The sequence below is a fragment of the Mycobacterium sp. NPDC004974 genome (assembly GCF_053600815.1).
In genome coordinates, this window is record NZ_JBSGAQ010000006.1 from 138,592 (window position 1) to 161,330 (window position 22,739).

21 protein-coding genes are annotated in these 22,739 nt (G+C 66.1%); 3 read left to right on the forward strand and 18 right to left on the reverse strand.

The window, feature by feature from the left end; genetic code table 11:
• The coding region (locus ACWEFV_RS16195; RefSeq protein WP_450070907.1) for a hypothetical protein at positions 1-244 on the reverse strand (244 nt) is incomplete at its 3' end.
• 406 nt (positions 245-650) lie between these two features.
• Between ACWEFV_RS16195 and ACWEFV_RS16200 the strand changes: the two genes are divergently transcribed.
• Entirely contained in the window at positions 651-1,589 is a 939-nt protein-coding gene (locus ACWEFV_RS16200) for a secretion protein EccK (protein WP_450070908.1), read from the forward strand.
• Positions 1,590-2,109: 520 nt separating this feature from the next.
• On the opposite strand, the gene ACWEFV_RS16205 is transcribed toward ACWEFV_RS16200, so the two are convergent.
• Together ACWEFV_RS16205 and ACWEFV_RS16210 are read right to left on the reverse strand one after the other, a co-directional pair.
• Positions 2,110-2,532 (reverse strand): DUF4333 domain-containing protein, encoded by a 423-nt coding sequence (locus ACWEFV_RS16205; RefSeq protein ID WP_450070909.1) that lies wholly within the window; start codon positions 2,530-2,532, stop codon positions 2,110-2,112.
• Between the two features lie 136 nt (positions 2,533-2,668).
• Positions 2,669-3,019, reverse strand: coding sequence for a hypothetical protein (locus ACWEFV_RS16210; RefSeq protein ID WP_450070910.1), 351 nt, complete (start codon positions 3,017-3,019; stop codon positions 2,669-2,671).
• Positions 3,020-3,202: 183 nt separating this feature from the next.
• Here ACWEFV_RS16210 and ACWEFV_RS16215 point away from each other — a divergent pair, with 183 nt between their 5' ends.
• The gene (locus ACWEFV_RS16215; RefSeq protein WP_450070911.1) at positions 3,203-3,781 is read left to right on the forward strand and encodes a hypothetical protein; all 579 of its coding nucleotides are present in this window, start codon (positions 3,203-3,205) and stop codon (positions 3,779-3,781) included.
• A 33-nt stretch (positions 3,782-3,814) separates the two neighbouring features.
• Here the strand turns inward: ACWEFV_RS16215 and eccD are convergent, their stop codons facing one another.
• The 14 genes from eccD to ACWEFV_RS16285 form a co-directional block, all read right to left on the reverse strand.
• The gene (gene eccD / locus ACWEFV_RS16220) at positions 3,815-5,347 is read right to left on the reverse strand and encodes a type VII secretion integral membrane protein EccD (protein ID WP_450070912.1); all 1,533 of its coding nucleotides are present in this window, start codon (positions 5,345-5,347) and stop codon (positions 3,815-3,817) included.
• Positions 5,344-6,771: a MinD/ParA family ATP-binding protein gene (locus ACWEFV_RS16225; protein ID WP_450070913.1), complete on the reverse strand. Its 1,428-nt coding sequence runs from the start codon at positions 6,769-6,771 to the stop codon at positions 5,344-5,346. The genes eccD and ACWEFV_RS16225 overlap by 4 nt, the downstream gene beginning before the upstream one ends.
• 130 nt (positions 6,772-6,901) lie before the next feature.
• Positions 6,902-7,189 (reverse strand): WXG100 family type VII secretion target, encoded by a 288-nt coding sequence (locus ACWEFV_RS16230; protein WP_450070914.1) that lies wholly within the window; start codon positions 7,187-7,189, stop codon positions 6,902-6,904.
• A 31-nt stretch (positions 7,190-7,220) separates the two neighbouring features.
• Entirely contained in the window at positions 7,221-7,523 is a 303-nt protein-coding gene (locus ACWEFV_RS16235) for a WXG100 family type VII secretion target (protein WP_450070915.1), read from the reverse strand.
• Between the two features lie 89 nt (positions 7,524-7,612).
• Positions 7,613-8,941: a PPE family protein gene (locus ACWEFV_RS16240; RefSeq protein ID WP_450070916.1), complete on the reverse strand. Its 1,329-nt coding sequence runs from the start codon at positions 8,939-8,941 to the stop codon at positions 7,613-7,615.
• Positions 8,942-8,976: 35 nt separating this feature from the next.
• Positions 8,977-9,270 (reverse strand): PE family protein, encoded by a 294-nt coding sequence (locus ACWEFV_RS16245; protein WP_450070917.1) that lies wholly within the window; start codon positions 9,268-9,270, stop codon positions 8,977-8,979.
• Positions 9,271-9,450: 180 nt separating this feature from the next.
• Entirely contained in the window at positions 9,451-11,202 is a 1,752-nt protein-coding gene (gene eccCb / locus ACWEFV_RS16250) for a type VII secretion protein EccCb (RefSeq protein ID WP_450070918.1), read from the reverse strand.
• Positions 11,203-11,204: 2 nt separating this feature from the next.
• Positions 11,205-13,433, reverse strand: coding sequence for a type VII secretion protein EccCa (gene eccCa, locus ACWEFV_RS16255; RefSeq protein ID WP_450070919.1), 2,229 nt, complete (start codon positions 13,431-13,433; stop codon positions 11,205-11,207).
• Positions 13,430-14,872: a type VII secretion protein EccB gene (gene eccB, locus ACWEFV_RS16260; protein WP_450070920.1), complete on the reverse strand. Its 1,443-nt coding sequence runs from the start codon at positions 14,870-14,872 to the stop codon at positions 13,430-13,432. The genes eccCa and eccB overlap by 4 nt, the downstream gene beginning before the upstream one ends.
• Before the next feature lie 3 nt (positions 14,873-14,875).
• Positions 14,876-16,600, reverse strand: coding sequence for a type VII secretion AAA-ATPase EccA (gene eccA, locus ACWEFV_RS16265; protein ID WP_450070921.1), 1,725 nt, complete (start codon positions 16,598-16,600; stop codon positions 14,876-14,878).
• Entirely contained in the window at positions 16,593-17,135 is a 543-nt protein-coding gene (locus ACWEFV_RS16270; protein WP_450070922.1) for a YbaB/EbfC family DNA-binding protein, read from the reverse strand. Before ACWEFV_RS16270 ends, eccA begins: the two co-directional genes overlap by 8 nt.
• A 14-nt stretch (positions 17,136-17,149) precedes the next feature.
• Entirely contained in the window at positions 17,150-17,998 is an 849-nt protein-coding gene (locus ACWEFV_RS16275; RefSeq protein ID WP_450070923.1) for an ESX secretion-associated protein EspG, read from the reverse strand.
• Between the two features lie 15 nt (positions 17,999-18,013).
• Positions 18,014-18,325 carry an ESX-1 secretion-associated protein gene (locus ACWEFV_RS16280; RefSeq protein ID WP_450070924.1) on the reverse strand — a complete coding sequence of 104 codons (312 nt, stop codon included), beginning with the start codon at positions 18,323-18,325 and terminating at the stop codon, positions 18,014-18,016.
• A gap of 31 nt (positions 18,326-18,356) precedes the next feature.
• Positions 18,357-19,904, reverse strand: coding sequence for an EspA/EspE family type VII secretion system effector (locus ACWEFV_RS16285; RefSeq protein WP_450070925.1), 1,548 nt, complete (start codon positions 19,902-19,904; stop codon positions 18,357-18,359).
• A 392-nt stretch (positions 19,905-20,296) separates the two neighbouring features.
• Here ACWEFV_RS16285 and ACWEFV_RS16290 point away from each other — a divergent pair, with 392 nt between their 5' ends.
• Positions 20,297-21,793, forward strand: a complete 1,497-nt coding sequence (locus ACWEFV_RS16290; RefSeq protein ID WP_450070926.1) for a nucleotide-binding protein — start codon at positions 20,297-20,299, stop codon at positions 21,791-21,793.
• Between the two features lie 12 nt (positions 21,794-21,805).
• Here the strand turns inward: ACWEFV_RS16290 and ACWEFV_RS16295 are convergent, their stop codons facing one another.
• Positions 21,806-22,588, reverse strand: a complete 783-nt coding sequence (locus ACWEFV_RS16295) for a helix-turn-helix domain-containing protein (protein ID WP_135451368.1) — start codon at positions 22,586-22,588, stop codon at positions 21,806-21,808.
• Positions 22,589-22,739 lie beyond the last annotated feature (151 nt).

Genomic DNA, 22,739 nt, shown 5'->3' on the forward strand with positions numbered 1-22,739 from the left:
CCGAGACCGCAACAGCACCAGCCGAAGTAGCTCCGAACCCCCAGGACCCCGCACCCGCAGAACCAACCAGCACTCCGGGCAGCGCCGACACCACCGAGACCGCAACAGCACCAGCCGAAGTAGCTCCGAACCCCCAGGACCCCGCACCCGCAGAACCAACCAGCACTCCGGGCAGCGCCGACACCACCGTCACCGCTACAACACCCGTGAACCCCCCACCCGGCGCCATAAACCCAGGTGCCATCGCGCCCACACCTCAAGCCCCGCGGCCATCGGGCAGCCCAGCGTCGACGGTGTCGAATGCATCGGGACCGACTGGAACGCCTTCAGGCGGCGCGCCCTCAGGCGCACCCGCGTCGACGGCAGCAGCGTCCGGCACGCCGTCCGCAACGCCACCGGTCCAACCCGCAAGCGCGGGTCCCGCTGCGGATGCGGCGGCCGCCAAAGCCCCTGTGACACCAATGCAGACGTCCCCGTTGAGTTCATCGCCGATGAGCGCACCGTCAATCGCGGATCCTCACCCCGCTACGCCGGCAGCTGCGTCCACCCATACCGGACCAGCCGCATCGGCAGCCAGCGGCCCGGCTACCGCCCCGCCGGTCAGCGCGCCTAGCAGCGGCGGCGCGACAGGTGCGGCGCCAGGTGGCGGCATGGGCGGCGGTATGCCGTTGGGTGCGCCGCCCACGGCCCCTCCGGCCGCGCCGGTCCCCCCGGCCGCCGCCGCTGCACCGCCACCCGTTGCAGCGGCACCGACGCCACAGGGCGGCGCCCAAGTCGCGCCAGTTCCGGTGTCGGCGGCGCGAGCGGAGCGTGATGCTGCCCAGAATGCGGCACGCCGCAATATCAGCGAACACGAGCCGCTGAATGTGGCGCGCCGGATCGCTGCCGCACTCAACGCTCCCGACATGGTCACCGAAGAGGACTTCTTCTTCCATTGGATCACTGCAGTCACCAAAGACGGCAAAATCGTGGTCGCCAACAATTACGGCCTGGCCTACATCCCCGAGCACGTACTCCTGCCCCAACGGGTAGTGATGGCCTCCGCCGACGAGTCGATCCCGGCAGCTGAACGCGGCAGCTGGGCAACCTACCCCATCGTCGCCGTCCAGCGTTGGGCCCAACATCACGGCACCGAGTTGCGAGCCGTCATCGGGACCGAGGAGCAATTCGCTGGCGGCGATTCCGGTGTGCACCAAGTGATTTTGACGCCTGAGGACATCCCTGCCAGCGGCAAGATGTCAGGCCGTGACCGCCTGCAGGTGATCGCCCCGGAAATCAGTGCCCGGCTCGCGGGGTTCAGTGACGCCGATCTGGTGAGCGTGTTGCCGCCGGCTCCAACCGATTCGAATCCCCCCGAGGATCAACGATCCGAGCTGTGGGACAGAGTCTGGCAACCGCTGTGCAGCAGCGCTTCCAACCGCGGCAACGCACACCTGCAAGCATTCTTGGCGTACGCAGTACACGCCCAGGAGCACACGTTCTACGAAGCACACGCCGCTGCACAACCCGAGGATCAACGCAGGGCAGCCGACGCGTTCATTTACTGGCAGCACGTCGGGCAGGCGACCGCCGACGCTCTTGCGACGTAATCTGCGGGCCGCGGCGCCTCCTCGGGTACCGCGCCAACGAGCGGTAGCGCGACTGACGCTGTCCTCTGCATAGGTACCTGATCGAACGGTTAGGCCATCTCCGTCGGCATGTGCATCATCTGTCCGAAGTGTCCTATCGCATCCGTCGGCCCACCACCGCTCGGGATCGATGGCCCGAACTTCCAGTTGAATGCCGCCGACCTGGCATTGGAACCAGCCGGTGCCTGCTGGTCGGTCTGCTCATACCGATACGCAGCCACCACCAGTCTTGGTCGATGCCGTCTGCGCATCACCTCTGGTCGTCGGCTCAGTCGCTCAGCGGCGCTTCAATGAAACCTGTCCACCTCGCACATTGCGGTACAGCAACCCTCGGTACATCCATCCGCATGCGATCACGGTATCTGTCAACCGATTCTTCATCTGGTTGACGTGGCGTCGACGTCACGTTTCCGACTTGCGACTTGCGACTTGCGACTTGCGACTTCCGATGCCGAGAAAGTCCCCAAATCCCATGTGCCGCTCAGGACTTAGGTTGGTCGTCCACCTTGATATCGAACTTGACGTTGTCGCCATCAACCGATGTGGCGTTGACGTTCACGCCCAACTTCGTGCCGCCAGCGGTCAGCAGACATGTCTGCGTTGCCCCCACCTTGGCCTCAAGGTCCCCGTCGCAGGTCACCGAATCCGCCTTCTCACCCACCTGGGCTTCCAGCTTCTCCTTGACCAACTTGGCCAATTGCTCTTTGGAAATTGCGGCAGTCTTTCCAACCTCCACGCTGGCAGAACACGCGCCAACCAGTCCCGCAGCAACCACCGCCACCGCTGCAACACCCACACGCACGTTCGACGCCATTTTCATTCTGGTGATCCCCTCGGAGTCGTACCCCGATTCTGCTCGACCGCAGAATCCCTCGGCCAGCCAGCGTAACCCGTTGTCACACACCGGAAGCACAGTAATTTCCGGCGGCCCCGCCCTACTTGATCCAGGTCGCGCACCACGTCGCCGAAGGAACACTACTTCCCGTCTGCTCGAACGTTCTAGGAAGATTCGGGCTACCTAGATCTGCCCGCCTGACGCCTCAGCTGAACAACTCGGCCGGTGCGGAATCCTGCTGGGCCCATTCTGCCCACACCAGCGAACTGGCACCCACCGCACTAGCCACCAAATCCCAACCGCCGCTTTGATTTGACCGGAACAGTCCGACGTACGCTTTCGAAGCGCCACCGCTTGCCGCGGCCTCGGCCAGCGGAGTCCCCGCATAGTCGAACGGGCTTCCGTCGGGATTCTTGAGTTGCGCGGACAGGAATCCCCAACCCTCCGACGCCCTGAAGGTCTCCACCGCAATCTGAGCGGGCTTACCGAGTTGGCCATCGGCATTGGTGGACGCCGCCGTCAGAACGGCTTGTCCCTCAGGCGAATTCTGATTCACGTCATTCAATTGTTGGGCTCCCGGCGCCGGCGGTTCGGCCGACGCACACCCGCTTGTAGGTACTGCCAGTCACCGTGCTCCGCGGAGAACCTATCGACGCCCTTCCGTCGCTCTGAAATCCTGACGGCACCAGTATTCGTCGAGTTGAGAACTCGGATACGACCGGAGTGGGAGCGTATTGAGATGAAGTGCAACGCTTTCTACCTCTGGTGGCTCTGCGTCACTCTGGCTGTAAGCGTGTCGGCCGGCTGCGCGGGGTCAACCACCAGCATCGAAGCCACCAACGACAACGGAACCGCATCGTCCTCAATCGTGCCGACCTCACCGCCAAGCATCCCAGCGGCGTTTCCTGTCCTGACGGAATTCACCCCGGTGAACCCCGAGGACTACCGGGACAGCTATCCGTACTTCAACGGCATAAATTTCCGCACGCCGGGCGGGCAAACGTGTGACCACAACAGCATGAACTCCCTTGCAGACGCCGAGAACAAGGTGGTCAGCTGCATCGGTCCGAGTGCGGGCCGCGTTGGAAATTGGTCAGTCGATGCCGCGACCAAACACGCAGCCACCATCGAAGAAGCCGCTGCACCAGGCAATCCCGACTACCAGCCCCGCGAAGAAGACCTACCGAAGTTCCTTCCAGCGATGCACAAGATCACTTACGAGAGCATCACCTGCGCGGCCGGCAACGACGGGCTGACCGCGTGTCAGGTCGGGGCACACGGATTCGTACTCACCCCGACCTCAACCACGCTGTTCTAACCGGCGGAGCCAAGCCCCGCCTATCGACGCAACTCAGTGCAAGCGCAGGTTTCGCAGCAGGTCGTACACGCCGGCGATCCACAGCAGCAGCGGAATCACCGCTGCGATGGCAGCTCCGTCGGTCAGCTCCAGAATTCGCTTGGTCACCGGTGACACCCGACGCCCACTATCGGTGGCCCCCACCGCGATCACGGCGACCAGACCCACCGCCGTGTAGATCGCCAGCACCAACCAGGCGCTACCCGGATTCCACAGGCACAGGCGCACCATCACACCGGTCGGCACGGCGATTGCCGCCGCGAGCAGTGCCCAGGAGCACCACCGCTCGGCATACAGTCGCGACCGGAAGCCACAGATCACGGCCACCAGTGCGGCCACGATCATGCTGTGCACGAAGAAATGCCCCTGCACCACAACGGCAATGGCACCCACCGACAGCACCAGAGAACCGGCCGACAGGAAACCGATCAAGAGCTGGCTGGTCAGCTGGCTGCGCTCTTGCAGGCGTGCGGCCGATTCCGGCACCGAAGCGATGATCGCCTTCCATGTGGGCGAGGCGTCGTCGACCTCGTCCGGCGTGACGACCGGGTCGAGCAGCTCGTCGTTGGACACCGACTCGCCGGGCGCCGGGATCGGCGGCAGGGCGATACGGGCAACGGCGACAGTGAGTTTGGCGGCGTTGGTCACCACGATCAATCCGAACGCGATGGCACCGGCGGGCACCCAGCTGGCTCCGCCGTACCCGACCGTGATCGCGGCACCGGTGATCGCGATCGCCAAGATGGCGACGAATGAAGCCACATCGGCGCGACGACGCGGCCCACCGCGGGTTGCCAACGTCACCAACAGCACCACCGCGCCTGCACCGGCGAGTTGTGGCGCACCAAGGGAATCCGCGTCGTAGGGCAACGGCACCGCCAGCGCTGCGGCACCGCCCAACACGATCGTCGCGCCCAGTAGCAGGCTCTCGGCCAGATCCAGGTTCTCGTAACGGCTCTGGGCAGCGAAGCTGCCGCCGAGCAGGCCCAGGCCGAACAACCCCAGCGCCACCGCCCACCACCAGCCCTGGCCGGCGCCGCTCGAGGACACCAACGACATCGCGGTGATTGCCGTGGCCACCACCGGGATCGCCACGCCGACAAAGCGATTCAATGCAGTGCGGTCGAACACGGGTGATTCGTCGAGCACGGCGATCGCGTCGATCACGTCCTCGACCAGCGGGCGGTACCGCTCGGTGCGGCTGACCGAAACGAGCGTCAGCAACGAACCGTCGACCACTCCAGCATCATCCAGCGATTCGTCGGCCTTCAACGGCGGCGCACCCGGGCGGGCGAACGCCCACATGCCCTGCTCGGAGAAGTCGAAACCCGCGAGGGTGTCCTTCGGCGTGTCCTCGAGCAAATCGCCCAGCACACTGACGGTTTCGTCGATGTAGGTCTCGATCGCCGCACTTGCCGGCAGCACCAGATCGGTCATCCGTTTACCGGTGAGGATCGTGACCCTGGTGGTGGACGGCTTGTTCGGCGCCGAGGTCGATGTATCAGCGGTTGCTGCGGTCGCGGTCAACGGCGTTCAAGCCTGTCGAAATCGTCGGACAGGGCAGCGGCCAACTCGGTGATGCGGCGCTGGAACGTGTCGCTGAGCAACTCGAGTTGAATCTCGGTGCCCGCGGCGATGTGCTTGTCGTACGGCAGCACGATGACACGACCCGGGGGTACGTGGCGCTCGAACTGCTGCACCAGGTCCTCGATGTCGACGTTGGGCTTACCCGGGTTGACGTGGTTGATGACGACGCAGGACCGGCCGAGCAGATCCTGATATCCGTTCTGGCGCAGCCAGTCCATCGTGATGGCGGCCTGGCGGGCGCCGTCGATCGATGCGCTGGCCACGATGACCATGCCGGACACGGTGGACAACACACCGCGGGAGGCCTTCTGGAAAAGGCCGGCGCCGCAGTCGGCGAGAACCAGGTTGTAGTAGCGCGACACCACGGAGGTGGCGCCCTTCCAGTCGTCGTCGTTGAATTCGCGCTGCGCGCCGCTGTAGTCCTCGGAGGACAGCACTTCGAGGTTGGACCCGTTCATGCTCGTGTAGGCGCGAATGTCGTTGTAACGCGACAGTTCCTGGTCGGCGAGCAGATCGTTGATCGTCGCCGCGGACTGCCGTCCGGCCCGGTCGGCCAGATTGCCGCCGTCGGGGTCGGCGTCGATCGCCAGGATGCGGTCACCGCGGACCTTGGCCATCGCCGACCCTAGTGCGACCGTCACCGCGGTCTTGCCGACGCCGCCCTTCAGACCGAACACACCGATCTGGTACGAGTCACGGGCATTGCGCCGAATGCGGCCGTGCAATTCAAGTTCATAGATCTCATCGGGCGACAGACCGAGGTTGATCCGCGTCGTGAGATACAGCCAGTGCCGCCATCCGCGCTGGGACGGCATCTTCACACCGGTTTTCACCCCGACATGCGACAGCGCGTCGATGGCACGGTGGTTGCCCATCGAGGCCGCCGAGGTGGGGCCGGGCGCGGCCGGGGTCGGGATCGCCTGACCTGCCCGCCACTGGCCGCTGACTTCGGGATCGAGGTCAGCGAACTGTGATGGCGCCGGGCCGGGCGCGACGCGCGGAGCCGGGCCGGGCAGGGTGCGGGCCTGCTCGTGGCGTGCGCCCTGGCCGAACTGCTGCTGCTGCGGGGCCCGCAGCATCGAGTTCTGCGGCCACTGCGGCGCGCTCGCCGGCGGCGGCGGCATCGGCGCAGGCATCTGCGGAGTGGTATCCGCATGCCGCGGCTGCGCGGCCGCCTGAGTTTGGGTTGCCGCAGTGGGGGCCACGGGAACGTCCGTGGAACTGGTTTCCCCAACCGGAACCGGCGGTGGCGGCGCGGCCGCGGCGGCCTTCAGAATGGCATCTCTGTCCACGATTGCGGTGGCATCGTCGACCGGTTTACCCGGTTCAGACGAGTGGAAGAGCCGGTCATAGTCGGCCGACATGGGGACCCCTCAATTTGTCAAATACAGATGATTAGATCTTTACACCCAAGCACAAGCGGTGGGCGGGTTCGGCCATCACCAGATAGACCGAGCACCCGCCCACCAAACGCATGCGTGTTGCTGCCCGTTGCTAGGCAAACATTCCCGCGACGCCGGACTCGGTCTGGGACATGGTCTGTCCAGCCTCGCTGATCGTCTGGGCGAGGTTCTGCAGAGCCGAGTTCAGCTCGTTGGCGGTGCTGTCCCAACGGGTCTGAACGGCCTGGTAGGCCTCCGAACCCGAGCCACCCCACGCCGAGGCGAGCGAGGCGAGCGAACCCTTGCCCTCGTCCAGGAGGCCGGCGGTGGTGCCGACGGCACCCTGGATCTCACTGGCTCCGCCTTCGATACCGGCGAAATTCCAAACCTGTTCTGTCATGTCTTGTCTCCGTTTCTTGAGGTCAGCTAGGTCAGATGTTCATCGACGAGGCCAGGTTTCCGGCCTGATCGTCGTCGGTGCTGGTGTACTGCGTACCCGAGGTGTGGATGTTGTTGGAGATGTCGTTCAGCTCCTGGATCTGCTTGTCAGCAGCCTCGTGGAACCGGATCAGTGCCTGCTGAGCGGCGGTGCCGGCCTGGCCCTGCATCTGCGTCGCCAGAGAGCCACCGGTCGACTCGACCTGAGCGATGACGCTCTTCAGCTCACCGGAGATGCGCTCGAAATTGGCAGCCTCCTTGGCGAGGACGGCGGCATCTGTATTCATCTGTGCCATGTTGGATTCCCCTTATTTTTCCTTGTCCTCACCAGAAAAGTTTTGGCGAGTCCTCCGGCCGGGTGGCCGGAAAGTCTTGTCGTGGACGACTACCAATCGTCGTCTGCGTCTTCCGTTTGGTCGTATGTGAGAGCGGTCGGCGCGACCAATCCGTCCTTGGTTTCGCCGCTCTTCTCTTCGTTGTTCTTGGCGGCGTGCACCGGTGCACCACCACCTCCGCCGGCACCGCTGCCGACCGGTGCCATCGGACCCGCTGCGCCCGCGGCGGCAGCGGACACGGCCGGTTTGGCCTCCCCGCTGATACCGAGCATGCTGGACAACAGCGCGGTACGCGGCGGAGATCCGAGCGCACCCGGCAGTGACGCCGCGCGCACCAGACCGGCACCCGAACTCGGGCCCGCGCCTCCGGCCAGCGGATGGTTCGAGAACGGCATCGCCCCCATCAGCCCGACCTGCATACCCCGGTCACTGCCCCCCATGCTGGAGAACTGACTCACCATCTGCGTCACCTGCTGCAGCGGTTGCGTCATCGCCTGCATCGGGCTCTGGAGCATCTGCGGGATCTGCCCCGCGATCTGCCCAGCCTGCTGCCCCATCTGCATGACCATCTGCATGCCCTGCTGCATGGGGTTCTTCTCAGTCGGGTCCTTCTCCTGCTGCCCGGCGTTCTCGGCCTTGCCCGCCGCACCGACCGCCCGCTGCTCGGCATGGTTGGCCTGCGCGGCGGCGTTGCCGCCAACCAAACCCACCGATTCGATGGTGGCCAGTGCGCCGAGGCCCTCGATCATCGCGTTGCGCATCATGCCCATGGCGGTCCGCGGTGCCGTCGACGCCAGCGCCGCTGCCGCGGTCGTCTCGCCGATCCCGGGCAGCACGATGGGTGTCATCGGCATGATCGGCTCGAACAGCAGGTTCATGGTGGTTTCGGCGTGGTACGCCTCCATCGCGTCGGCGGCCTGGTTCCACATCCGGACGAAGTAGTCCATCTCGTTGAGGCCGATCGGCATCGTGTTGATACCGAGGAAGTTGGTGGCGTTCAGGACTGCGTTCGTGACGTGGTTCTGCTCGATCTCGGGAATCGGCGGTGTCGTCGCCAGGGCCAACGTGTACGAGCTTGCCTGCGCACCGGCCTGCAAGGCCCGTTTCTGCGCCTGCAATGCCATCGTCCGCAGCCACATGATCATCGGCATGGTTGCGGCAACAGCGCGTTCACTCGCCCCGCCGCTCCACACCGACGTCAGGGTGCTCAGCGCCCCGGCGAGTTCGTCTGCCTGAGTCTCCAGCAGGATTGCCAGGCCCTCCCAACCGGTGGCCGCCTGGAGCATCGGTGCCGGGCCGGCACCGACCATCAAGCGTGCTGTGTTGACCTCTGGAGGCAACGCGAACCAGGTCGGTGGGACGGGCGGTACCGCAACCATTACTGGATGACCCTAACTTCGACGAATCGTGCCTGCTAAAGCGTGGTCGCCTGGGCGGCGTCGACCGCGTTGTAAATGCCCGCGATCTCCTGGTACGCGGCGCCCGCCCGGGTCAGCTCCTCCTGGGCGAACGAGTTCGCCGCCAGAGCCTCGACACCCTCGCTGGCGAAGGCCATGGCGGCGATCGCCGAGACCTCGTCAGCGCCGGCCGGAACCAGCGCGGTGACGGCGGCAGTGGCGGTGGTGCCACCGGCCAAACCACGGGCTGCGTTTGCGATCACCTGTGCCGCAACACCTTCGGCGCCCGGGTTGTGCATCAACGGTTCCATTTGCTTGCTCCCCTGTTTCGATTGCAAATAACCAGGGACAAGCACTCAAGATCGACCTGGCATGAAGTTTGCCAAGTCGCCAAGGAATCTGTCCCCCGATCCCTTTGCTGGCGGGCCGCCGCCAGCGTTGCTGAGTGCGTTGGATAAATACTAACCGCCCTATTGGGGTGCTGAGAACACTTATTCCGCGGGTGGATCGACGTAGGCCGCCTGAATGACTTCCTTGCCATCGGGCCCGACCATAAATGCCTGGCCAGGCGGCCTTTTCTTGACGATGATCTCCCGCGACGGGAAGTCGTTCTTCTCGCCGGAGAGGAACAAGGTCGGCGAACCGGCGCCATAAGCAGCGCCCACGAACTTGTCCATCGTGGCCCGGTGCGCCTGGCTCATCTGGCACGTCACGATGATGTGCAGGCCGATATCGGCGGCCGCGGGCAGTAGCGGGCCCAGCGGCGCCATCGGCGACAGCATGCCCGCAGCCGCGACGATCATGTGCCAGTCGTCGACCAGCAACACGATGTCCGGACCGGTCCACCACGACCGGGCCCGCAGCTGCGCGGTGGTCAGGTCCGGCGGTGGCAACCGCTTCTTCAGGTTGACCGCCAGCGCCTTGATCGACTCCTCCAGCGAGGCGCTGTTGCGGTTGATCGCACCGGCAGCGAGCAGATGCGATTCGGGCACCGCGTCGAGCAGCCCGGACCGGTAGTCAGCCAGCATGAACCGCACCTGGTCGGGACTGTTCCGGCTGCAGATCGCCTTGGCCACGGCCTGGGCGATCGTGGTCTTGCCCGACTTCGGGGCACCGAAGATCAGCTGATGCGGCGTCATGTTCATCTGGTTGTACGCAACCGTGAGGTCGGACTCGCGCACGCCCAGCGGCACCTGCCAACGGGTGCGGTAATCGGCATCGGCTCCCGGCGGGTTCGGATCCAGCTGATGGAGGTAGATCTTCTCCGGGAGCACCCGAACCTGCGGTGCCTGGTCGGTGTAGCGCGAGGCCACTTCCTGTACGCCGGCCGAGATCGCATCGACGATGTTGGCGGCGCTGTGGACGCCGTCCAGCCGGGGGACTCCGATCATCAGATGGTGTTTCTCGAGAGAGACGGCCCGGCCCGGCCGGTTGGCCGGGATATCCCGCGTGATCCGGTCGATCTGGGTCTCATTGACGTCGCCGAGGCGGAATTCCACCTTGGTGCCCAGGTAGTCGCGCACACGTGACTTGAGCTCGGTCCAGCGCGGGGTGGAGATGATGACGTGCACGCCGTACGCCAGACCCTGGCCGGCAAGATCCTGCACGGTCGGTTCCAGATCGGGGAACTCGGCCACGAAAGCCGGCCAGCCGTCGATCACCAGGAAAACGTCACCGAACGGATCTTGGGCAGCCGGATTGTTCGGGTCCTCCCGCATCTCGCGGTAGGACGAGATGGACCCCACGCGGTACTGCTTGAAGACCTGCTCACGGGCCCTCAGTACCGCTTTGACCTCGGCCACCACCCGGTTGACCCGGTCCGGCTCGGCACGGGTGGCCACGCCGCCCACATGCGGCAGCTCCTCCATGTACATCAAGCCACCACCGCCGAGGTCGATGCAGTAGAACTGCACCTGCCGCGGTGTGTGGGTGGCCGCGGCCGACAGCATCAGAGTCTGCAGGAAGGTCGACTTCCCCGTCTGCGGTGCACCACCGATCGCGATGTTGCCGCCGGCCGCCGACACGTCGACGCCCCAGATGTCCTGCCGGTGCCGGCGCGGCTCGTCCATGATTCCCAACGCGAAGCGCAGCGGCTGCCGCTGGTGGTCCCGCTCGATCAGTTCGTTGACCGGCGTCGGATCCGTCAGTGGCGGCAGCCACATCTTGTAGGCGCGGCTCTCACCGGTGCCCAGCTGCCCGAGGACCACCTCACGCAACACCCTGGGTTCGGCGTCTGTACTCATCGCTAACTCACCGCCGTATCAAAAATCGGGGTCGTCGTGAACTGATGAATCCGCACCCGGGTCTGCCGCTTCTCCCGCGGTCTGGCCTCGCCGTCCACGGAGTCCTCCACCTCGGGCACATAGTTGGCGCCGGTGTAGAGGGTGCTGAACTTCACCGGGTCTTCCATGCCCACCCGCAGGAACCCGACGCCGCTCTCCTTGTTGGTGATGTACTGCGCCTCCGGAGTACCGATCACCGCCTTCGACTCCGAGGAACTGGTGGTACGCAACGCGATTCGGTAGGTCAGGTTCGGCTCGAGCTTGTCGATCCGGACACCGCCGGTGTTCAGCGACTGGGTGGCCAGCAGCAGGTGCACGCGCAGCGAGCGACCCACACGGCAGATCCGGTCGAACAGCTGGATGAAGTCCGGATGGTTCTGTAGAAGCTCGGCGAACTCGTCGACCACCACGAACAGCGTCGGCAACGGTGGCAGGTCCGCACCACGCTCGCGGTGCTTCTCGTACTCGGCCACACCCGAGAGCGCACCCGCGGCACCCACCTGCATACCGGCCTGACGCAGGATCTGCTGACGCCGGTCGAGCTCACCGGTGAGCACCTCGCCCATACGTCCGACGAGTTCGGCTTCCTCTTCCATGTTGGTGACGACGGCCGCGGTGTGCGGCAGCTTCTCCATACCCAGGAAGGTCGAACCGCCCTTGAAGTCGGTGAGCAGCAGGTTGATCTGATCTGGGTGGTGGGTGGCCACCAGCGACAGGATCATGGTCCGGAGGAACTCCGACTTACCCGAGCCGGTGGTACCGATCAGCATGCCGTGCGGGCCGGCACCGAACTCGGCGCCCTCCTTGATGTCCAGCTTCATCACCTCGCCGGACTTGAGTTCGTGGCCGAACGGGATCTTGAGCCGGTCCCGGTCGGTGTCGGTGAACATCCGCCAACGCGCCGGAGTCACCTCCTCCACCGACTTGGCACCCACCAGGTGATGCCATTCCTTGGAGACCTTCTTCTGCACCCGGACGTTCTTGTCGATGATCGTCCCGGTGATCGACCAGCCGGCCAGTTTGCGGGCGACTCGGCCGGCCTGCGCCGGGGTCATCCGGTCGACGACCCGCGTCACCTCGCGGTAGTTCTGGTTCGGAAGCTTGTCGTCGGCTGTCCCGTCGGCGTCGACCCGCAGCCGGTAAGCCGAGCCGCGGTGATTACCCAGGGTCAGCACAGTGACCCCGGCCCGGCCGTCGACCGGGAACCCGGCCTTGCCACCGGTCAGATCCACCACGATCACATACGGGCCGCCGGGCGCGGCGTCCGCGCTGTGCGGGCCGCGCGCGGTCAGATCGCTCAGGCCGTCGGGGCGGGTGTAGACGAGGCGGGTGGGCCCGGCCGCGTCGGTATCCGTCTGGTGCTGAACGTGCGGCAACCACTTGAGCCAGGACCAGTTCGGATCTTCCGGATTGTCGGTGAGCACCCGGATCTGCAGCAGGTCTGGCGGATGGAACACCGCCAGATGACAGATCATCGCGGTCAGCAACGCCGAGGCGCCATCGATGTCGCCACCCACGGCGATGGTCGGAAATGTCCGCAGCTGAACAAGTTTCGGGCAATCCTGGATCAGGCCGTGAGTGCGCAGGAACTTGGTCACCCACATATGGCTGACCGGCTCCAGGTGCGGCTGCGGAGCGCCCTGCGGACCGGCAAGCTCGCCACTGGTGTTCGGCTTGAGCAACCGGTCCACCGCGATCTCGGCACCGATGCCGATCCGGGTGGCGGCGTAGAAGTCCGAGTTGGCCTGACGGGACCACTGCCGGTGCGTGCCGATGATCGAGAGCAGATCGTCGGGATGCGGTGCGTGGTAACCGAAGAAGGCCACCTGCGCCGATGCCGACGACGTCACCCGGGTACGCAGCCCGGCCAGGTACCGCAGGTATTCCTTGCGGTCGGCGTTGATCTCGGGGACCTTCTTGCCGCCGGCACCACCGCCGCCCATCACACCGACGGTGCCCATGATCATCATCAACGGCATCATCAGCATGTAGGGCGACAGCTGACGCACGCCCGTGAAGATCATGATCGCGATCATGCCGAGCATGCAGCCGCCCATGACCCAGGGCATGGCCTTCTGCATTCCCGATGGCGGGATCTCGATCCCGAGGTCATCCGGCGCGGCGACGTTGATCTCGCCCGGGGTGAGCCGCGGCCCCCGCTTGATCGTCGGGGTGAACTTCTTGGTGGTCATGAGCCCTGCTTGCTTTCGACTTTGCGCGGATGTGGGTCGGCAGGCAGCGTGTCGTGCTCAAGCAGCGCCGCGTCCTTCGACAACACCGGGCCCTCCACCAGCAGCCCGACGACCTGCCACGGTGCGTTCACCGAACCGGACAAGCCCAGATTCTTGGCGGCATCGTCATTGGCGATGCCGTACCGCACCCCTTGCGGGTCGATGTAGTAGAGGCTCTCGCCCACCCGCGGATCCGGCGACTGCAGCCGCACGAACTGGCCGCCCTCGATGTACACCGTTGCGTCGCCGCCGATCTGGTCGATCCCGGTGCCGACCGCCGACGACGGGAGCGGCAGCCGGCGGCCGGCGATGACGGTGGTCTTCGGCGCCTGATCGCCCGGCTCGCGCTGCCAGGCCCAGCACAGCACCGGCGAGTCCTGACGCAACAGCACCTCGAGCGGCTTGTCCGGCAACGGCGAGGCATACACCTGCTCCGCGATCTTGGCGACCGCACTGGCCTCCACCGACGGCGGCTGCAAGAGTCCGTAGGAGTTGGTGGCGCGCAGGGCCGCAGCCGTCGTGGGATTCACCCGGGCCACCCCGTCCGGCAACACCACATAGTGCTGGGGATCGGATTCGGTGGCCGTCTGGAACACCGACCCGATCACCAAATTCTCCTGAAGCCCAACGGTATTCGGGGCACCAGCGGCCGGAATCGCCGGCAGCTGCCACGGGCCCATGTTGGCCATTGCGTTGAACAGCCCCTCCGAGACCGGGCTGGCCTTCGCGGTGACGGGGATACCCACCGCGGAACTCACCGCCCGGTCGCCCAGGTCGATGCTGTGCCGGCCTTCCGCGGTGACCAGCCAGTTGCCACCCTCGAACGACACCAGCATGCCCTGGTTCGGTCGCATCGGGCCGACCGCGACATCCGTTGCCAGCGACCGGATCAGGATCGAGGACTCCACCTTGGGTGCCGAGCTGTCCGGCTTGGCCACGGTGTCGCACAGCGTCCAGCGCGATGCGGGCGCACCCGTCGGGGTGGCATACGGCGCACCGGGGATGCCGATCGGCTGCCCCTTCGGCAACCGGTTGAGCTCTTCGGACTTCACCGCAGCGGGAGTGCCCGAATTGCCGAGCGCCAACCGGGCCGAGGTCAGGTTGTACACCGGCCGCAGCATGTTGCTGCCGGGCAACATCACGTAGAGCTGATTGGTGGTGCGATCCACCAGCAGCTGGTCGCTGCCCTGCTTGCCGAGTGGCTTGAAATACGCCAGCATGGCCGCGCCCAGGCAGATCAGCACCGAGACCACGATCCCGGCGAACACCGCACGGCTGTAGAACTGCAGCGGATCGTCGAACATCCGGGTGTCCCGGCGCACGATCGCGTGCTCGACCCGGCGCAGCAGAAAACGCCAGCCGCTGACCTGAACCTTGGTGGTGAGCCGGAAGCCTGCCATCGCCTATTCGCCGATATTCAGGCGGCTGTGCACCGCCGCGATCGCCGCCGACATGTCTTCTCCGTTGATCTCACTGAGCTGCTCGACACCCAGACTCTCGAAGTCCAGCGACCGGGACAGCCGCATGTCGCGGTTCTGCTCACCGGCTTCCACCAGCTGCCGTGCGTAGCGACCGTTACCGGCGATGTCGAGCGCCGGCTTGTTGTTGAGCGTGCGCTGACTCAACAACGCGGCCGCCTCGTTGACCCGCTTGCAGGCGTCATCGTCGAGCCACGAATCATTGGACTTGGCAATGACTTTGGCGATCTCGACAATGTCGTCGGGGGAGTACGAGTCGAACTCGATACGGGTTGCGAACCGGGAACGCAGACCGTCGTTGGCCTCCAACAAACGGTCGATGTCGTTGCTGTAACCGGCGATGATGACCACCAGACGGTCTCGGTCGTTCTCCATCCGGGCCAGCAGGGTGTCCAGCGCCTCGGTACCGAACGGGTCGGCACGGCCGTCGCGCTCCTGCACCAGGGTGTAGGCCTCGTCGATGAACAGCACGCCACCAAGGGCGCGATCGATCGTTTTGGCCGTCTTCACCGCCGACTGGCCTTCGTACTCCGCGACGAAATCCTTACGCGAGGTTTCGATCAGCTTGGGCTCGGCGATGACCCCGAGGCCGGCCAGGATGTTGGCCACCACCCGCGCGATCGTGGTCTTACCCGTACCGGGCGGACCCGCGAAGATCATGTGCTTGGAGGTCTGGGCCACCTTCATACCGCGCGCGGCACGGATCCGGGCCATCTGGGTCGCCGCCCGGTATGCCTCGATCTGCTCCTTGACCCGGCTCAGGCCGATCTGCTTGTCCAGTTCGGCCTGCGCCTCGGCCAGCAGCTTGTCGCGGCCCGAGGTATCGGCCACCACGCTGGACGGATCCCACGGATCGGTGCGGGCCGCGATCTTCTCAGCGGTGGTGGTCTCCAGTCGATACGCCGGATCACGCAGCGCCGCAGTGACTTTGGGCTCAGGGAAGTTCGCCTGCAGCCATTCCAGGAGAACCTGCGCCGACTCTTCGTTGCCCTGGGCGCGCCGGGCCATCGCCAGGAACCAGGCGATGGCACGTGAACAGGCGGCCGCGGCCGGCGTACCGTCCGCGGCGGTGAGGCGGCGGTCTGCCTCGGTGAACAGCCCGAGGTTGGCTGCCGCCACGCCATGGGCCACACCTGCCGCGGCAGCCAGGAAACTGTCCGGCCATTGCTCGGCACCGCGCACCTGGTCGATCACATCGGTCCAGCGTTGCGCCGCACCGTAGATCACTGCCTTGACCCAGGACACCAGATGCTCGGACCCGCCGGCCGGGGCATCTTCCAACGCCTCCATGGCGTCGGCGTAGTTGCCCTCGGACGCCTCCTGCACCGCGAAACCCAAGGTGATCGCCAGCGGCGAGTTGATCGGGTAGGAGATGTCCTTCCCGTAGATGCCGCCGATCGGGATCCGCGCGCCGACACCGTTCATCGAGATCTCGGCAGAGCCGGCCAACTGACCGAAGTTCGAGCGTGAATACCAGGCCCGGAACAACGTCACCCGGTCGGTGTCACCGCAGCGGATCCGGCCCACCCATGCGTCACACGCGGATTCGTCGTAATTGGTGATCTCGGTGAATATCTCGAGTGAACGCGCCGGAGAACCGCTCAGCATCCCGACGGCCGAGCCGAACATCCCAGCGAGGTGGTCAACCATGATCGCCTCCATAGCGAGTCGAAAAGACCTGGGCCCGAGCATCATCGGCTTGCTCCGGGGTGAGCAGATCCAGGTCGCGGGTCAGAAAGTCGCGGGTCGCCGCGTCGTCGTGCCCAAGCTCGCGCATTCCCGCGAGCATGAACGAGTACTGGGCGGACTTGGCCTGTTGAGCTGCCAGGCCCGCGATCACCAGGATCTCCTCGGCAAGATCCCGTTCGGTCAGGTTGGTGATTTTGGGTGCCAATTCGATCCGATGCACCCTGCCGTCCATGAACGCCGTCACCGTGACGGATTCGGGCGGATTGGTGACGATGAACAGTGGAACTGCAAGATTCTCGTCCTCGTCGACGAAACCGTCAGATTCTGCGCCGCCAGATATGGCAGCGCCAAAAACAACTCCGTCGCCGTCGTACGTCCCGAGCGCATCCAGACCCGCGGCGTCCGAATCCTCTTCCGGGTACGAGAATTCCGGCACCGAGCGGTTGTCATAGTCGTGGTCATCGTCGTCCGGATGATGTGGCGGAAAGTCACCCACCGTTGCGGCCTCTCTCAGTGCAGGTAGGAGCTATCCGGTTCGGACTTGTCGAACCACGAACCCGACGGCAGGAACTCGATCAACCCTTCCAGGGCCCGCTGCAGGTTGTCCTTGGTTCCGGTCAGGAAACTGCCGTAGAGCTCCCCGTTCACCTTGCGCGGGATGGACACGATGCGCCCCTGCTTGGAATCGAGCACACCTGCGGCCACGTCGACCTGAGCAGTGGTGCCGCCCGGATTCCGCTCGGACACCACGAGTTCCACCCAGCTCTCGGGTTCGGAGATGATGTTCGCGTACACCCGCGCCGAGGTCGGCGGAATCCCGTAACCGGTCAGCTCGTCGGCGGTCCGGCAATTGGCCAGCGTCGCCGCGACACCGGTCAAGGGCTCGACACTGGCAGGCATGCCTTCTCCGAGCACCGTCATCACCATGCCGGCCAGACCCACCTGCGCGGCCACCCGCTGCAGCACCAGCATGTCGTTGTCGCGGGCGGCGACCACATGCCGACCGCCCTTGCGGCACACCACGAACCGGATCATCTTTCCGCCCACATCGCGGCGCCACCAGCGCCCCTCCAGTGTGCGGTCAGGCCGGCTCAAGGTGTCGAGCATGGCGGCCACCTCCGGGTGTGGGGTGCCGAAGACATCCAGCACCCCCTGGGCCGTGAGATCCCGCTCGACCTGTTCCCACACAGTCTTGCGCAGGTCGGGTTGCGGAATGTTCAGCCGGATTCCCATCGACGGCGGGAAATCGGTCAGTCCCAGCTTGTCGGCGACCACCAGGATCCCGTCGATGGTCAGTTCGACCCCGACGACATCGTCGATCGCCTGCGTATTCGCGTCAGCGCTGTACGGATTGGTCATGAGTCCGCTCCGCCGCTACCGAGCAGTTCCACAGATGGCGTCGCCCATCGTCGAATCCGTCCGGTCATACCCACCCGCTGCGCGGGCGAGTTTTTCCCCGAGGTTCCGCGACACACTGGCCATACCGGTTCCGGCAGCTCGGCGCGCATTGAGCGCGGCCACGACGGCCGTGGCCGTCGACGACGAAATCGGCCCATGCGTGACCCGCACCGAGGCGTCGACACCATCGACCACCCCGGTAGCGATAGTCAGACTGGTCGCGGCCTGGCCTTGTTTGGCCGACAGCTCATACAAATGCGCGGTGGCAACCCGCAAATCACCCGCCATGAAATTCCCCTCGATCCCTGTCCCCGGATTCTTACCTGTCGATCACGGCCGCAGATCCGGGTACACCGCGATCTAATGTAGCCGCCGCTGCCATGTGCAGCTGGCCCTGCTCGAAATCCACCCCGACATGCACCGGAGCCGGACCCGCCACGCCGCCGCCGGCAGCCACGGGTTCCAGGTCAGGCGGCAGTGTCTTGGCAGGCTTGTCATCCCGCCCGGCGTCCAGCGGATCAGCCGGTCCACCCGCAGAATCCGCGTCAGACGGGCCTCCTGCCTGTCCCTCGTCGGGCCCGTCCCCCCTGTCCTCGCCGTCCTTCTCGTCCGCCTTCTCGTCCTCGGCGTCCTTCTCGCGGTCTTCGTCATCTTTGTCATCAACGTCGAAGCCCGCACCTCCCGACACCTTCTCGAGCTGGGCGGCGTCGGCGCCTGTGCCACCCGCCTGCCCGGCCATCTGGGCCGCCTGTGTCCCTGCCTGGGTGGCCGCCTGCAACACGCCGCCCAGGATTCCGCTGAGCGGGCCCATCAGTGAGCCCAGAATTCCGCCGAGCACGCCGGCGACATCGGAGGCCGCGGGTGCCGACGGCGCAGCTGCGGACGGTGCGGCCCCCGTGGCCGGCATGTTCGACGGCATCGAGGGGGCTGCCGTCGGCCCCGACGAGCTCGTGGGTGCGCCACCGCCGCCACCGCTCGGGGCGTCTCCTCCTCCACCGGATGTGGAGCCAGCGGGAGCCGCGACCCAGGGACCTTCCGATGCACCGGGGCAGGCATCTTCCGGCGCGGCGGACGCCTCGGGGTCGCCGGCCGCGGGCGCGAACTCCGCGCCAGTAGCGGCGGCGCCACCCGCCAGGGCCTCGTATTGCGCTGCTGCGGTGCGCAATACGGCGGCGTTCTGATCGATATGTCCACACAGGGCCTTCAGATCGCCACTCGAGTCGCCAACGGCCTTGGCCACCATCGCGAATTCGGCCGACATTTGGGCCGCCGGACCGAAACCCGGAATGATGCCCGCGCTCGTGGTGAGCAGGCTCATCGCGCCCAGCCAGTCAGAATGCCCGTCAAGACTGTCGCGGGTGCCCGCGATCTGGCCGGCTTCGGCGGACAGCACCCCGGCGACCATGGTGTCCAACCCGAGCATGGTCTGGACCCGGCCGACCTGCTCGGCGTTGCGGCCGGCGTAGGCGCTGGCGCCACCGCTGTTCCAACTGTCATCCGGGAATGCCGACACGAGCACCTGTCCGACCGCGCCCATCGTGTCGGCGCCCGCACCGAAGCGTTGTCCGTCCTCCGGATCGCCGACTCCGGTGCTCTTCTTCATCGACGCGATGGTCTGCTGACCGGCGGCCAGGATGGGCGACCGGGCCGATCTGATCAGGCGCCGGCCGATCCGCGATCCGAAAAAGTTGGCGGCGTTCTGGCTGAGGGCGACGATTTGGCCGCCGAACTTGGCGACCTGCTCGAGTTCGGCACCCACGGTGTTGCGGGCGATGAACTCCCCGACCTTGGCGGCGCGCTCGGTCCACTTCAGATTGTTCTCGATCACGCCTTTGCCGAACTCGGCAATATCGCCCAGCAGTCCCATGCCCCGTATCCCCTTCGCCGGAACAGAGATTACCAGCGCATCTGACCCGGTCAGCGCACCAATTTCAGCCCTCCGACGGCGCCGGACAAGCGGCCCCGGAACCCCCTCGGACCATGGTTTATTGCAGTTGGGAAAGCATTTTCCCCGAGGTGTCCAACCGGGTGCGGACCATCCCTGCGCGGGGTGTGGGGTGTGGCGATGCCGGGGCACTTCGCCATGCCTGCCGGCGCGGATTCCCCCTCGCTTTTGGTGCGCGCCGAGTTTGCCACCCGAATTTGCTGCAGCGTAACTTCGGGCCGATTGCGGGCGGATCATGCAAGCCGGACTGGTTGTGGTCGATACTTGAGCACGGTCAAAGTTCCCTTGTGTTGCGTTCCGGAGGAGATTCAGGCGTGCCCGACCCCGACGACACCTTGCGTAGAGAGCTCGGCTGGACGGGTCCGGAGGAATCTCATTTCGAACCCGATACCCGTCCGACCCGACGCAAGCCGCCAGAGCCGCCATCGATCCCCGGGCGCGCTCCGGTCAATTTCGTGCCGTCGAAGGCAGCGGAAACCACTGAGCCCAACGAATCCGGGCCGTCGCAGGGCGTACCGACCGACCCCGACGCCGAGCGCGCCCGCAGCACGTTCCGGGAGGCACCGCCCGCTCAGCCACAGCAGCAGGCACCCCCGCCGCCGGCACCACCCCCGCCGCCACGCGACGTCCGTCAAGCACCGCCGAACCAAGCACCGCCGAACCAGGCTCCGCCCAACATGGGCCATCCGGATGCCCGACCCGATGCGTGGGAGCAGCACCCGCCGGGCTGGCAGCTTCCGTCCCAGCGTCCGCCCGGGCCCGGGGGCCCGCCGCAGCAGCCCTACGGACCACCGCCCGGCCAACCTTGGCCTACCGAAGGCGGATTCGCGCCGGATCCGGGTGGCGCACCCGGCGTACCGCCACTGCCTACCGGCTCCTACGCCGACCGCATCCGGGTCAACGACCTGGTGCCGCCGAAGCGGCAGCCGCCGGGCAGTGGCTGGCGACTGTTCGTGTACCGGGCGACGTTCGGGCTGGTCAACCCCGGCCCGTCACCCGAAGACCTTCGTCAGGCCGAGTTGGAGGCCAAGATCAAGGGGCTCCTGCGCGGCCATTACAAGGTCGGGGTGATGGGCAAGGGCGGGGTGGGCAAGACCACCGTCTCGGCCAGCGTCGGATCGATCTTCGCCCAGTTGCGCCAGGACGATCGCGTGGTGGCCATCGACGCCGACACGTCCTTCGGCAAGCTCGGCAGCCGCGTCGACCCCCAGGCGCAGAGCTCGTATTGGGAGCTCGCCAACGACAAACACCTGGATTCGTTCGCCGATGTGCGCAGTCGCGTCGGCAACAACGCCGCCGGGCTGTTCGTCCTGGCCGGCGAGGGCACGCCGGCCCGTCGCCGGGTGCTCGACGCGGCCATCTATCGCGAGGCCACCACACGACTCGACAGGCATTTCTCAATCTCGGTGGTGGACTGCAGTTCGACCATGGACTCGCCGGTGACCCAGGAGGTGCTGCGCGATCTCGACGGTTTGATCGTGGTGTCCTCGCCATGGGTGGACGGCGCCGCCACGGCCGGCCAGACGCTGGACTGGCTGGCCGCCCACGAGATGACAGACCTGCTGCAGCGCACGGTCGTGGTGCTCAACGACTCCGACGGCCACGCCGACAAACGCACGCGCACCATCCTGGCCGGACAGTTCTCCGGTCAGGGTCAGCGAGTGATCGAGGTGCCTTTCGACGGGCATCTGCGTCCCGGCGGCGTCGTCGATCCGCGAGAGATGTCGACCCCGACCCGGCGCCGGTTCCTGGAGATCGCCGCGGCACTGGCCGAGCACTTCCCGACCCACGACGATCGGCGGGACCGCTAGCCGGTCCGCTGATCAGCGCATCGCGCCGATCAGTGCCTCCAGAGCATGGACCGCGGGGGCGTCGACGGGATATTCCGCCTCGGCGCGGGCCACGGTGTCCTCTGAAACACCTGCAGCCGTTGCGGTTTCACCGATCGTGAGATTCGCCTGCCGACGGGCGGCATACAGGCGCTGCCCGAGGGTGGCCCCGGGCGCGGTGGCGGCCAGCGTGGTCAGCTCATCGATCTGGCGTCGCACCGCGCTGAGCGCCTTGATCAGTGCCGGAGTCACCATGCTGAGCCGCGCGGCTCGAGCGGCCACCGCCTCGAGCTGACGAAGATCGGCCAGCACGGACGTCACCCGCGGGGTGAACTCGGGTTCTCCCACGGCCGGCAGCGTGGCGATCGTCGACTCCAGGGTGTTCACCGCCGTCAGGACCGCCTGGGCGATCAGCGGTACCTCGTCGCTGGCCGGTGGCGTGGTCGTCAACCGCGGTTGCGTGGTGACGACGGTCGGCGGTTCCACGGGTGCTGGTGCCGGCATCGCCGGATCGGGTACCGGCCCGCCCTGGCGCAGCCGAGCGATGGTGCCCGGCGGCCAGCGCAACACCTCTTCGAGCTTGAGCCGGGTGCGCTCGCGGGGCCAGCTGCGGCCCTTCTCGAACGCGATGAGGGCTCCGGCGTTGATGATCCCGTCGGCGGCGAGGCTGCGCTGGCTGATGTCGAGTTCGCGACGCCTGGCCGCAGCTGCAGCACCAGCGCGAATAAGTCCGACATCGAACTCGCCGGTGGCGAGGTCGTACTCAGCGTCGGTCATACGGGGCTGTTTCCTCGCCAATGTGCTCAGCCTCAGCCGAAGTGCTGAAGCGGTTGCCGGGACCCGTCAATCCTAACCCCAGACCGAAGCACCGCTACACCTTGGGTTTTTCGCATCCACAGCAAACAACTCCGATGCTACGGCTTCTTGA